The organism is Brevundimonas kwangchunensis (assembly GCF_039523815.1).
Lineage (GTDB): Bacteria > Pseudomonadota > Alphaproteobacteria > Caulobacterales > Caulobacteraceae > Brevundimonas > Brevundimonas kwangchunensis.
This window is the reverse complement of record NZ_BAAAGA010000006.1, coordinates 42,643-55,530: the sequence shown is the minus strand read 5'-3', so window position 1 is coordinate 55,530 and position 12,888 is coordinate 42,643. Positions and strand designations below refer to the sequence as shown.

Sequence of the window (12,888 nt, the reverse complement as noted above, 5' to 3'; positions counted from 1 at the left end):
GGAGACGACCATGTCCGCCACCGCACCCAAGCCGCGCCGCGCCGCCGCCTCCAAGGCCGCGACCAAGTCGGCGAAGACCGCCAAGCCGAAGAGCCGGTCCAAGGCGGAGCAGCGCGCCGAGAGCCTGGAGCAGATCTTCGACGCGGCCGAGGAGCTGTTCTCCAAGCACGGCATGTATGGCGTGACCCTGAAGGACGTGGCGCAGAAGGTCGGGGTGCACACCTCGCTGATGCACTACTATTTCGAGGACAAGCAGGACCTGTTCCATCAGGTGGTGAAGCGCCGGGCGCCGATCACCATCGGGCGCCGGATGGAGGCGCTGGAGAAGTACGAGCAGGAGACCGGCGACCATCCGACCGTAGAGGGCGCGTTGCGGGCGTTCCTGGACACCGACCTGGATCTCTACATCGAGGGCGGCGAGGGCTGGCGGAATTATGGCGCGCTGGGCGGCCAGGTGAACAACGCGCCGGTCTGGGGCGCGACCCTGATGTACAGCCTGTTCGACCCGGTGGTGCTGAAGCTGATCGGCCTGCTGAAGAAGGCCATGCCCGAGGCGGCCGACGAGGACATTTTCTGGGGCTATCACTTCGTGACGGGCGCCCTGACGCTGACGCTGGCCCGGACGGGCCGGATCGATCACCTGTCGGGCGGGCTGTGCAAGTCCGAGGATTTCGAGGCGGTGAAACTGCGCATGGCCACCTTCATGGCCGGCGGGTTCAGGGCCGTCTGCATCGACCGCATCAAGGCCAGATCCGGAGACCCCAATGGCTGACATCGCCGGCTTTCCCGTCGCGGAGCGGCCCGAGGCTCTCGGGTTCGACAGCGGGCGTCTGCAGAGGCTGGACGACTATATGTCGGACATGGTCGCGGCCGGACGGGTGGCGGGCGTCACGACGCTGCTGATGCGCCACGGCAAGGTGGCGGCGTTCCGGACGCATGGGAAGCCGGTGCTGGGCGGCGGGGCGGACCTGTCGGACGATGCGATCTTCCGCATCTATTCGATGACCAAGCCGATCGCCGCGACGGCGATGATGATGCTGTTCGAGGAAGGTCGCTGGCTGCTGGACGATCCGGTGACGCGGTTCATCCCGGAGTTCGAAAACCTGAAGGTCTGCACCGGCGTGGGGCCCGACGGGCAGATGACGCTGGTGGACGCCAAGCGCGCGCCGACGATGCGCGAGGTGATGAGCCACACCGCCGGCTTCGCCTATGGCCTGTTCGACTTCCACCCGGTGGAGCGCGACTACAGCGCCGCGGCGGTGATGCACCCCGAGAGCGATCAGGACTTCATCGACCGGATCGCGGCGCGGCCGCTGATCCATCAGCCGGGCGAGGAGTGGTTCTATTCGGTGGCGTCGGGGATCCTCGGCGTCATCGTCAGCCGGATCTCTGGCATGCCGTTCGGCGAGTTCCTGAAGATGCGCATCTTCGGGCCGCTGAAGATGGTCGATACGGACTTCCACACGCGGCCGGACAATGCCCACCGGCTGGTGACCTTCTATCAGGACGACCAGCAGGGCGGACTGGCCGAGGTCACGACCGTGCTGGGCGCGCCGATCAACGACTTCCACGCGCCGCCGCGCTTCCAGGACGGGGGCGGGGGGCTGGTGTCGACGGCGAAGGACTATGTCCGCTTCTGCCAGATGATCCTGAACAAGGGCGAGCTGGACGGGGCGCGGATTCTCGCGCCGGCGACGGTCGAGCTGATGGCGACGAACGTTATCCCGGACGCGGTGCTGGCGACGCCGGGGCCGATGCGGCTGCTGCCGTTCAATCCGGCGTTCGGCTTCGGTCTGGGCTTCTCGATCATGAAGGACCCGCGCCGGATGGGCTCGATCGAGGGGCGCGGGACGCTGGCCTGGGGCGGCATGGGCGGGACGTGGTTCTGGATCGATCCGGAGAACGACCTGGTCTTCGTGGGCCTGATCCAGCGCCTTGCGGACCCGATCAGCGGCGAGTTCCGGGCCAAGGCGCGCACCTTCACCTATGCGGCCCTGACCCGGCCGGAGCTCTGACCTGAACGACAGACGGACCCGAAGGTCCGCATCGAGGAAACGACCATGACCACGGCATCCATCGAAGAGCCACCGCAGCCGCCTGTCCTGTTCCGCAAGACGAAGTGGAGCGTGGTGTGGCTGCTGACCATGACCCTCTTCTCCGCCTTGACGGTGGGCGGGCTGCTGGCGCCGATCCAGGAGGCGGTGAAGGCCGACCTGGGCATCAACGACTTCCAGCTGGCCATGATCGTGGGCACGGCGACGGCGATCCCGGCGGCGATCCTGTCGCTGCCGATCGCCTGGATGGTGGACCACTACACGCGGGTGAAGCTGCTGATCGTGCTGGCGACGCTGTGGGCGCTGGGGACGATCGGGACGGCGTTCGCGCAGGACTTCTACGGCCTGTTCGCGGCGCGGCTGGTGGCGGGCGTGGGCGCGGCGACGGCCTTCCCGGTGCTGGTCTCCCTGCTGGCCGACGTCTGCATGCCCGAGCGGCGCGGGCGGGCGATGCTGCTGGTTTCGATCGGCGCATGGGCGGGCGCGGCGGCGGCCTTCGCCATCGGCGGCACCCTGTACGGCTGGCTGGAAGCGAACCCGTCGGCCTTCGTGGCCGGCATGGCCCCGTGGCGGGAGTCGCACCTGCTGGTCGGCATCGGCGCGGCGGTGCTGGTCCTGCCCCTGTTCCTGATCCGCGAGCCGGTCCGGCACGAGGTGAAGGAGGCCAATCCGGGTTTCGTGCAGTCGCTGAAGACATTCTGGGGCCGGCGCTACTTCCTCGGCTCACTGTACGTCGGCAACTTCGCCGGCTCGCTGGCCGAGGGGGCGGCGGCGCTGTGGATCGGTTCGGTGCTGGTGCGGCAGTACAATCAGTCGCCCGGTGAGTTCGGCGGCTGGGTCGGGCTGGTGATCCTGGGCGGCGGCATTGTCGGCTCGATCATCGGCGGCCTGACCGTGGACGCCAGCCAGAAGCTGAAGATGCGCGGGGCCATCCTGCTGCCGGCGGTGATCGCCACGGCGCTGAGCATTCCGGCCAGCGCCTATCCGATCATGCCGAACGTGACGCTGTTCGCCTGGGTGCTGTTCGCCCTGCTGACCGGCGGGGCGGTGGTGAACCTCGTGAACTCGGCGGCCATCGCGGTGCTGCTGCCAAACGAGGAGCGGGCGACCTCGCTGGCGGCGCTGGCCATCATCGGCAAGTTCGTGGGCGGGCCTGTGACGGCGGCGATCATCGCGTGGATGGCGTTCCTGTTCGAGGGACCGACCGGGCTGGGCCTGACCCTGACGTGGCTGGGCGTGGTGACGGGCTTCATCTCCCTGATCGGCTACTGGGCGGCGATGCGGTTCGCCCCGCAGCCGGCGGCGGAAGTCACCGGCGAAGCGGAGCCAGTGTCGTGACGAAGGCTCTCGTCGCCGGCGTCGGGATGATCCCCTTCGCCAAGCCGGGCCAGAGCGCGGACTGGGACGTGATGGCCGAGGAGGCGATCCGGCTGGCGTTGAGCGACGCCGGCGTCGGCTACGAGCAGATCCAGCAGGCCTATGCCGGCTATGTCTACGCCGACTCCACCGCCGGGCAGTCCGCGCTATACCGGGTGGGCTGCACCGGCATTCCGGTGGTCAACGTCAATAACAACTGCGCCACGGGCTCGACCGCCCTGTGGCTGGCGCGGCAGATGATCGAGGCGGGCGCGGTCGATTGCGTGCTGGCCTTCGGCTTCGAGCAGATGCTGCCGGGCGCGCTGGGCGCGGTGTTCAACGACCGCAAGCGGACGCTGGATCACCATCTGACGAAGCAGGAGGAGATCCTCGGCAAGGACGACACCTCCCCGCTCGTCGCCCAGCAGTTCGGCGGGGCCGGGCTGGACTATCAGTCGCGATACGGCGCGGCGGACGAGGTGTTTGGCATGGTGGCGGTCAAGGCGCGCCGCCACGCGGCCAACAATCCGCTGGCCCTGTTCCGCGATCCGATCTCGCTGGAAGAGGTGATGGCGTCGAAACACCTGTACGGTCCGCTGACCCGCTATCAGGCCTGTCCGCCGACCTGCGGCGCGGCCGCGGCGGTGCTGGTCTCGCCGGCGTTCGCGGCCAGGCACGGGCTGAAGGCGGAGGTCTCGATCCTCGGTCAGGCGATGACGACGGACTATGCCGGGACCTTCGTCGGCCGGTCGATGATGAGCGTGGTCGGCTACGAGATGACGCGCGAGGCCGCGCGGTCGGTCTATGAGCAGGCCGGTGTCGGGCCGGGCGACATTCAGGCGGTCGAGCTGCACGACTGCTTCACCGCCAACGAGCTGATCTCGTACGAAGCGCTGGGACTGTGCGCCGAGGGCGGGGCGGAGACCTATATCCGCGACGGCCGGAACAGCTATGGCGGAGACCACGTGGTCAATCCGTCGGGCGGTCTGCTGTCCAAGGGGCATCCGCTGGGCGCGACAGGACTGGCCCAGTGTTTCGAGCTGACGCATCAGCTGCGCGGCACGGCCGGGGCACGTCAGGTCGAGGGCATGCGCTTCGGCCTGCAGCACAACCTGGGTCTGGGCGGCGCCTGCGTGGTGACCCTGTACGGGCGAGCCTGACGCCGCCGGAGATCAGCCCGCCTTTTCGGCCGCGCGCTTTCTGCCCTCGGGCAGGTGGCTGTGGCCGAGGGTGCGGTTCAGCCACAGGGCCAGCAGGGTGACGAGGGCGCCGGACAGCAGATAGGCGCCGGACGCCAGCAGGCCGCCGTAGACCGACAGCAGCAGGGCCGCCAGCGGGGCGAAGCCGGCGCCGAACAGCCAGGCCAGATCCGAGGTCAGGGCCGAGCTGGTGTAGCGGTGACGCTTGGCGAAGCTGTTGGCCACCGCGCCGGAGGCCTGTCCGAAGGCGAGGCCCAGCAGGATAAAGCCCGAGACCATGAAGACCAGCTCGCCCACCGTGCCGCCTTCCAGCAGCTGGGGAGCGAAGCCGCTGAAGGCGGCGATGGCGGCGGCCGTGCCGCCCAGCACCTTGCGGCGTCCGTAGCGGTCGGCCAGCACGCCCGAGGCCATGATGGCGAAGATGCCGGCGACGGCGCCGACCATTTCGATCATCAGGAACCGGCTGGGCTCCTCGCGTGTGAACAGGAAAACCCACGACAGCGGGAAGACGGTGACCATGTGGAACATGGCGAAGCTGGCCAGCGGGGCGAAGGCGCCGATCACGATGCGCGGGCCCTCCGCGCGGATGGCCTCGAACACCGGCGTCGGCTGCAGCTCGCGGCGCTCGAACAGTTCCTGGAAGGTCGGGGTCACCACGATGCGCAGACGGGCGAACAGGGCCACGACGTTGATGGCGAAGGCGCAGAAGAAGGGATAGCGCCAGCCCCAGTCGAGGAAGTCTTCGGCCGACAGCACGATCAGCAGGTAGGCGAACAGGGCCGAGGCGACGAGCAGGCCGAACGGGGCGCCCAGCTGGGGCACCATGGCGTACCAGCCCTTGCGCTTCTCGGGAGCGCTGAGCGCCAGCAGGGAGGGCAGGCCGTCCCAGGCGCCGCCCAAGGCCACGCCCTGACCGATACGGAAGATGCCGAGGATGATCGCAGCCCACACGCCAGCCTGGGCGTGACCGGGGGTGAAGGCCACGGCCACCGTTGAGGTGCCGAGCAGGAGGAGGGCGGTGGTCAGGCGGGTCGCACGGCCGAAGCGGCGATCGATGGCGATGAAAAAGGCGGTGCCCAGCGGGCGGGCCAGGAAGGCCAGGGCGAAGATGGCGAACGACCAGATCATGCCCTCGATCGGGGGCAGATGCGGGAAGATCAGGCGCGGGAAAACCACGACCGACGCGATCGCATAGACGAAGAAGTCGAAGAATTCGGAGGTGCGGCCGATGATCACCCCGACCGCGATCTCACCCGCGTCGACACGCCCGTGCAGCTCTGCAGCGTCGTGCTCCAGACCCTCGGAATTCGGCAGTTCGGCCTTCGCGGACATGAACGAGGATTACTCCTGAGTTTCCTGCGCGACCCTTTCACAGTTACAACGTTCAAAGGGCATTGGACAGATTGTCCAATGTGCAGAGGGCGCGGCTCTTTCTAACGAGCCATCGTCCTCGCTCCCCCGAGGGCTACGTGGAGAGTTAAAGGCGTTGCGCCCGATAACGTTCATCAGCCTCTGTATCGGCGGCCTGCTTCTGTCAGGCTGTCAGGCCGTCGTGCTCGATCCTGCGGGCCATATCGCCGCGCAGCAACGCGACCTGCTGGTCTGGTCGGTGATCCTCATGCTGGTCATCATCATCCCGGTGATGGCCCTGACCATCTGGTTCGCCTGGAAATACCGCGCCTCGAACAAGGAGGCGAAGTACGAGCCCGAGTGGGATCACTCCACGCACCTTGAACTGGTGATCTGGGCGGCTCCACTGCTGATCATCATCTGCCTGGGCGCCATCACCTGGACCGGCACCCACCTGCTGGATCCTTACCGGTCGCTGGACCGCATCGACCACGAGCGTCCCGTCACCGCCGACGTGCGGCCGATGGAAGTGCAGGTCGTCGCGCTCGACTGGAAATGGCTGTTCATCTACCCGGAGTACGGCGTCGCCTCGGTCAACGAGCTGGCCGCGCCGGTGGATCGTCCGATCCGCTTCACCCTGACGTCGTCGTCGGTGATGAACTCCTTCTACATCCCGGCCCTCGCAGGGCAGATCTACGCCATGCCGGGCATGGAGACGAAGCTGCACGCGGTCATCAATGCGCCGGGTGAATATCGAGGCTTTTCCGCCAACTATTCCGGTGACGGCTTCTCCGGGATGAAGTTCGCCTTCCACGGTCTGGACGATGCGGCCTTCGACGCCTGGATCGCCGAGGCCAAGGCCGGCGGGCGTCTGCTTGACCGCGTCTCCTATGTCGATCTGGCCCGTCCCAGCGAGCATGTTCAGCCGATCAGCTACGGCTCGGTCGATCCACTGCTGTGGAACGCCATCGTCGGTCGCTGCGTCGAGCCCGGCTCGATGTGCATGGGCGAGATGATGGCCCTGAACGAGCAGGGCGGCACGGGTCTCGACGGCATCCGCAACTTCCTGCCGCCGGGCTCGCTGCAGTACTCGCGGCCGCGCGTGACGCCGCTGGGCGGCGACAACGCCGGCTATGTCATGCAGATCTGCACCCCCGACGAGGCGCGCGAGGCCGCCATGGGCCGCGCCCGTCTGGCCGAGGAATCCCTGCTGGCCCCGCCGCGCTCGCTGGAGCGCCTGACGGGCGCCGGCCTGCCCCGCAACAAACCTTTCGTCCGTTCCACTCCGGCCTCCCGCGCTGACGCAGTCGAGGCCGGCATCTGATGGCTCCCATGACGTCTTCCGACCCCTCGGCCTATGTCGAGATCTCGCCGCTGCTCGGTCGTCTGACCTGGGCGGCCATTCCGCACGACCCGATCGTGCTGGCCACCTTCGCGGTGGTCGTGCTGGGCGGTCTGGCCCTGCTGGCGATCATCACCCGCTACAAGCTGTGGGGCTATCTCTGGACCGAGTGGTTCACGACGGTGGACCACAAGAAGATCGGGATCATGTACATGATCCTGGGCACGGTCATGCTGCTGCGCGGCTTCGCCGACGCCGTCATGATGCGCCTGCAGCAGGCGATGGCCTTCGGCGGGTCCGAGGGCTATCTGAACGCCCACCACTACGACCAGATCTTCACAGCCCACGGCGTGATCATGATCTTCTTCGTGGCGATGCCGTTCATCACCGGCCTGATGAACTATGTCGTACCGCTGCAGATCGGCGCGCGGGACGTCTCCTTCCCCTTCCTGAACAACTTCAGCTTCTGGATGACCACGGCCGGCGCCGTGCTGGTCATGGCCTCTCTGTTCGTGGGTGAGTTCGCGCGCACCGGCTGGCTGGCGTACCCGCCATTGTCGGGGATCGGGTACAGTCCCGGCGTCGGGGTCGATTACTACATCTGGGCGCTGCAGATCGCGGGGGTAGGAACCACCCTGTCCGGCATCAACCTGATCGCGACCATCGTGAAGATGCGCGCGCCGGGCATGGGCCTGATGAAGATGCCGGTCTTCACCTGGACCAGCCTGTGCGCCAACGTCCTGATCGTGGCGTCCTTCCCGGTGCTGACGGCCGTCCTGGCCCTGCTGACCGCCGACCGCTACCTGGGCACCAACTTCTTCACGACCGATCTCGGGGGCAACCCGATGATGTATGTGAACCTGATCTGGATCTGGGGTCACCCCGAGGTCTACATCCTGATCCTGCCGCTATTCGGCGTGTTCTCGGAGGTCGCCTCGACCTTCTCGGGCAAGCGCCTGTTCGGCTACACCTCGATGGTCTACGCCACGGTCGTCATCACCGTGCTGTCGTACCTGGTGTGGCTGCACCACTTCTTCACGATGGGCTCGGGCGCCTCGGTGAACTCGTTCTTCGGGATCACCACCATGATCATCTCCATCCCGACAGGGGCGAAGATCTTCAACTGGCTGTTCACGATGTATCGCGGGCGCATCCGGTTCGAGCTGCCGATGATGTGGCTGATGGCCTTCATGCTGACCTTCGTGATCGGCGGCATGACGGGAGTCATGCTGGCGGTGCCGCCGGCAGACTTCGTGCTGCACAACAGCCTGTTCCTGGTCGCGCACTTCCACAACGTCATCATCGGCGGCGTGATGTTCGGCCTGTTCGCCGGCATCAACTTCTGGTTCCCCAAGGCCTTCGGTTTCAAGCTCGACAAAAAGTGGGGGCTGGTCAGCTTCTGGTGCTGGGTCGTCGGCTTCTGGGTCGCCTTCGCGCCGCTGTACGTGCTGGGCCTGATGGGCGTGACCCGTCGCCTGCGCACCTTCGACGATCCGTCGTACCAGATCTGGTTCGTCATCGCGGCGATCGGCGCCTGCATCGTCGCCGTCGGCATCCTGGCTTTCCTGATCCAGATCGCCGTCAGCATCCTGAACCGCGACAAGCTGCGCGACGAGACGGGCGATCCGTGGGACGGCCGTACGCTGGAGTGGGCGACCTCGTCGCCGCCGCCGGCCTACAACTTCGCCTTTACCCCGATCATCCGGGACGGCGACGCCTGGTATGACATGAAGCAGGCGAAGTACGAGCGGCCGCTGAAGGGCTTCAAGGCGATCCATATGCCGAAGAGCACGGGCACCGGCGTGATCCTGTCCGGTCTGGCCATCGCGCTGGGCATGGCCATGGTCTGGTACATCTGGTGGCTGGCCATCGCCTCGTTCGTCGCCATCGTCGGCTATGCGATCTGGCACACGTTCAACTACGACCGCGACTATTACATCCCCGAGGATGAGGTGCGCGCGATCGAGGACGGACGCACAGACGCGCTGAAGGCCGCGCTGGCGAAGGCGGAGGGCTGATCATGGCGAGCACCGTGAAATCGACCGAGCCGTTCGCGTTCCACCCGAAGGAGGAGCCGCACCATCCGGAAGGCCACAGCACCCTGCTGGGCTTCTGGCTGTACCTGATGAGCGACCTGCTCATCTTCGCCATCCTGTTCGCCACCTTCGGCGTACTGGGCACGGCCTATGCGGCCGGACCGGGACCGCGCGACCTGTTCGATCTGGAGCTGGTGGCGCTGAACACCGCCATGCTGCTGTGTTCGTCGATCACCTACGGCTTCGCCATGCTGGCGATGTTCAAGGGGGCGAAGAAGCAGACGCTGGGCTGGCTGGCCGTCACCGGCCTGTTCGGCGCGGCCTTCCTGGGCATCGAGCTGTATGAGTTCTCGCACCTGATCCATCTGGGAGCGACGCCGCAGCGCAGCGCCTTCCTGTCCGCCTTCTTCGTGCTGGTGGGCACCCACGGGCTGCACGTCACCTTCGGCCTGCTGTGGCTGGTGGTGCTGATGGTGCAGGTCAGCATGAAGGGGCTGATCCCGGCCAACCGCCGCCGCCTGATGTGCCTGTCGCTGTTCTGGCACTTCCTCGACCTGGTCTGGATCGGGGTGTTCAGCTTTGTCTATCTGCTGGGGATGGTGCGATGAGCGCTCACGACGAAACCCATCACCATGACGACCATCATGATGATGGCCACGACCATGGCACCTATCGCAGCTATCTGACCGGCTTCATCATCTCGGCGGTGCTGACGATCATCCCGTTCGCCATGGTGATGATGGGGGACTTCTCCAGCACCCTGAACATCGCCGTGATCGTGGGCTTCGCGGTCGTGCAGATCGTGGTGCAGATGATCTACTTCCTGCACCTGCATCCGAAGTCGGAGGGCGGCTGGAACCTGCTGGCCTTCCTGTTCACGGCCATCATCCTGGTGATCGTGATCTCGGGCTCGCTGTGGGTCATGCACCACCTCGACAGCAACATGATGCCGGCCCACGACATGGAAGCCATGGGGCAGGCCGCGAGCCCGGGCATTGGCGGGTAAACGTCGCGCTCTGGCGGGGCTGAGCCTGCTGCTGGCCCTGCTGTTCGCGGGGCTGGGTGTCTGGCAGGTGCAGCGGCTGCAGTGGAAGACGCAGCTGATCGCCGATGTCGAGGCGCGGGCGCATGCCGCGCCGATCGCCGCGCCGATGCCCGATGATCGGGATGGGGCTGAGCAAGCCTATCAGGCGGTGCGGGCGCAGGGTGTCTTCGCCCACGACCGTGAGACGCTGGTGCAGGCCGTGACCGCGCTGGGGCCGGGCTACTGGGTGGTGACGCCGCTGGAGACGGACCGGGGCTTCGCCGTGCTGGTCAATCGCGGCTTTGTGCCGGGCGAGCGGGCGGCGGAGCGGGACTGGTCCCGGCCGGAGGGCGTGCAGTCGGTGCAGGGCCTGTTGAGGGTGACGGAGCCGAACGGCGGCTTCCTGCGGGCCAACGATCCCGAAGGCGATCGCTGGCGGTCGCGCGACGTGGCGGCCATCGCGCAGGCGAAGGGCGTCGCCGGGCCGGTCGCGGACTACTTCATCGATGTGGAGGACGACGGGGAGGGCGGCTGGCCGCGCGGCGGGCTGACGGTGCTGAAGTTCTCCAACAGCCATCTGATCTATGCCCTGACCTGGTTCGCGCTTGCGGGCCTGTGCGTGTTCGGCGCATGGCGGTTCCTGCGCGAACCGTTGCAGGGAGACGAGGCGTGAACGGCGTCACCATCACCCAGGCCGCCAACCGCGAGAACCTGCGCCTGCTGATCATGCTGCGCTGGATCGCGGTGGTGGGGCAGCTGGTGACCATCGGCGTGGTGCATCAGCTGATGCATGTTCCCCTGCCGCTGGAGGGGATGCTGCTGGTGCTGGCCGCGCTGGTGCTCTGGAACCTCGCGTCGGTGGCGCGGTGGAAGGCGCAACGGCCGATCGCGGGCCCCGAGGTTTTCGCCGGTCTGATGATGGACGTGCTGGCGCTGTCGCTGCAGCTGTACCTGAGCGGCGGGGCGTCCAATCCGTTCGTGTCGATCTTCCTGTTGCAGGTGATCCTCGGGGCCGTGCTGCTGAACGTGCGGTGGGCCGGGGTGCTGACGGCCGCGACGGCCATCGCCTTCATCGTGCTGAACTTCGTCTACCGGCCGCTGGACGTGCCGAACCTGCACGAGGGGCGAATCTTCAGCCTGCACACCATGGGCATGTTCCTGTGCTTCGTACTGACGGCGGGGCTGCTGCTGATCTTCCTGGCGCGGATCGCCTCCAACCAGCGCGATCACGACCTGAAGCTGGCGGAGCTCAAGCGGCGGGCTGTGGAGGAGGATCATGTCGTGCGCATGGGTCTGCTGGCCACCGGGGCGGCGCACGAGCTGGGGACGCCGCTGGCGACCCTGTCGGTGATCCTGAACGACTGGAAGCGGCTGGACGTGTTCCGCAAGGACGCCGATGCCCGCGAGGAACTGCAGACGATGGGCGCGCAGCTGGAGCGCTGCAAGGCGATCGTCTCGGGCATTCTGCAGTCGTCGGGCGAGCTGCGCGGTGAGGGGACGGTCAAGACCACTGTGCGCGGCTTCCTCGATCAGGCGGTCGAGGAGTGGCGCGGGCTGCGAAGCCCGCCGCGGCTGGACTACGACAACGCCTTCACGCCCGATCTGGATATCGTCTCGGACGTGGCCCTGAAGCAGGTGGTGACCAATCTGCTGGAGAATGCGCTGGAGGCCTCGACCGACCGGATCTCGCTGTCGGCCGCGAGGCATGAGGACCAACTGGGCATCGTGGTGCGGGACAACGGGCCGGGGTTCGATCCGGCGGTGCTGGAACGCTTCGGCCAGCCCTACGTCAGCACCAAGGCGCGGCCGGGCAGCGGGCTGGGCCTGTTCCTTGTCGCCAATGTCGTGCGCAAGCTGGGCGGGACCGTCGAGGCCGGAAACGCGCCGGGCGGCGGGGCGGTGGTGACGCTGCGCCTGCCGCTGGCCGCATTGGGAGCCAAGCCATGACCGATGCGCCGTCGCTGATCATCGTCGAGGACGACACGGCCTTCGCCGAGACGCTGGCCCGCTCGTTCCGTCGCCGCGGCTATGTGGTGGAGACCTGCACCGGGCTGGTCGAGCTGGAAGAGAGGCTGCAGACGTTCTCGCCCGGCTACGCGGTGGTCGATCTGAAGGTGGTCGGCGGCTCGGGCCTGGAGTGCGTGCGGCGGCTGAACGAGCATGACCCGTCCATGCGGATCGTGGTCCTGACCGGATACGCCAGCATCGCCACGGCCATCGAGGCGACCAAGCTGGGCGCCTGCTACTACCTGGCCAAGCCGTCGAACACGGACGACATCGAGGCGGCCTTCGCGCGCGTCGAGGGCGACGCCTCCATCCCGCTGACGGTGCGTCCGACCTCGATCAAGACGCTGGAGTGGGAACGCATCCACGAGGTGCTGGCCGAGACCGACTTCAACATCTCCGAGACCGCCCGTCGCCTCGGCATGCACCGGCGGACGCTTGCGCGGAAGCTCGAGAAGCGCCGGATCAGCTGACGGCCCGCGACGGAAAGGCGAACACCTCCGGAAACTGTCATGGAACGGTA

At 67.1% G+C, this 12,888-nt stretch carries 12 protein-coding genes; 11 read left to right on the top strand and 1 reads right to left on the bottom strand.

Annotated features, from left to right (window positions below):
- The first annotated feature begins 10 nt into the window (after positions 1-10).
- The 4 genes from ABDZ95_RS12920 to ABDZ95_RS12905 are packed head-to-tail and all read left to right on the top strand — an operon-like array spanning position 11 to position 4,570.
- The gene (locus tag ABDZ95_RS12920) at positions 11-772 is read left to right on the top strand and encodes a TetR/AcrR family transcriptional regulator (RefSeq protein ID WP_343794366.1); all 762 of its coding nucleotides are present in this window, start codon (positions 11-13) and stop codon (positions 770-772) included.
- The gene (locus ABDZ95_RS12915; protein ID WP_343794365.1) at positions 765-2,015 is read left to right on the top strand and encodes a serine hydrolase domain-containing protein; all 1,251 of its coding nucleotides are present in this window, start codon (positions 765-767) and stop codon (positions 2,013-2,015) included. The genes ABDZ95_RS12920 and ABDZ95_RS12915 overlap by 8 nt, the downstream gene beginning before the upstream one ends.
- Positions 2,016-2,060: 45 nt before the next feature.
- Positions 2,061-3,392: an MFS transporter gene (locus ABDZ95_RS12910; protein ID WP_343794364.1), complete on the top strand. Its 1,332-nt coding sequence runs from the start codon at positions 2,061-2,063 to the stop codon at positions 3,390-3,392.
- Entirely contained in the window at positions 3,389-4,570 is a 1,182-nt protein-coding gene (locus ABDZ95_RS12905) for a lipid-transfer protein (protein ID WP_343794363.1), read from the top strand. Before ABDZ95_RS12910 ends, ABDZ95_RS12905 begins: the two co-directional genes overlap by 4 nt.
- Positions 4,571-4,582: 12 nt before the next feature.
- Here the strand turns inward: ABDZ95_RS12905 and ABDZ95_RS12900 are convergent, their stop codons facing one another.
- Positions 4,583-5,941: an MFS transporter gene (locus ABDZ95_RS12900; RefSeq protein ID WP_343794362.1), complete on the bottom strand. Its 1,359-nt coding sequence runs from the start codon at positions 5,939-5,941 to the stop codon at positions 4,583-4,585.
- A gap of 154 nt (positions 5,942-6,095) precedes the next feature.
- Between ABDZ95_RS12900 and cyoA the strand changes: the two genes are divergently transcribed.
- From cyoA to ABDZ95_RS12865, 7 genes are read left to right on the top strand one after another with little or no spacing between them, the layout of a single operon-like run.
- Positions 6,096-7,283 (top strand): ubiquinol oxidase subunit II, encoded by a 1,188-nt coding sequence (gene cyoA, locus ABDZ95_RS12895; protein ID WP_343794361.1) that lies wholly within the window; start codon positions 6,096-6,098, stop codon positions 7,281-7,283.
- Between the two features lie 8 nt (positions 7,284-7,291).
- Positions 7,292-9,319, top strand: a complete 2,028-nt coding sequence (gene cyoB / locus ABDZ95_RS12890) for a cytochrome o ubiquinol oxidase subunit I (protein WP_343794360.1) — start codon at positions 7,292-7,294, stop codon at positions 9,317-9,319.
- 2 nt (positions 9,320-9,321) lie between these two features.
- A complete protein-coding gene (cyoC, locus tag ABDZ95_RS12885; protein ID WP_343794359.1) occupies positions 9,322-9,945 on the top strand; it encodes a cytochrome o ubiquinol oxidase subunit III in 624 nt (207 codons plus the stop codon).
- Positions 9,942-10,343 (top strand): cytochrome o ubiquinol oxidase subunit IV, encoded by a 402-nt coding sequence (gene cyoD / locus ABDZ95_RS12880; RefSeq protein ID WP_343794358.1) that lies wholly within the window; start codon positions 9,942-9,944, stop codon positions 10,341-10,343. Before cyoC ends, cyoD begins: the two co-directional genes overlap by 4 nt.
- Positions 10,333-11,034: an SURF1 family protein gene (locus tag ABDZ95_RS12875; RefSeq protein ID WP_343794357.1), complete on the top strand. Its 702-nt coding sequence runs from the start codon at positions 10,333-10,335 to the stop codon at positions 11,032-11,034. Before cyoD ends, ABDZ95_RS12875 begins: the two co-directional genes overlap by 11 nt.
- Positions 11,031-12,308 (top strand): ATP-binding protein, encoded by a 1,278-nt coding sequence (locus ABDZ95_RS12870; RefSeq protein ID WP_343794356.1) that lies wholly within the window; start codon positions 11,031-11,033, stop codon positions 12,306-12,308. The genes ABDZ95_RS12875 and ABDZ95_RS12870 overlap by 4 nt, the downstream gene beginning before the upstream one ends.
- Entirely contained in the window at positions 12,305-12,838 is a 534-nt protein-coding gene (locus ABDZ95_RS12865) for a response regulator transcription factor (protein ID WP_343794355.1), read from the top strand. Before ABDZ95_RS12870 ends, ABDZ95_RS12865 begins: the two co-directional genes overlap by 4 nt.
- The last annotated feature ends 50 nt before the right edge of the window (positions 12,839-12,888 follow it).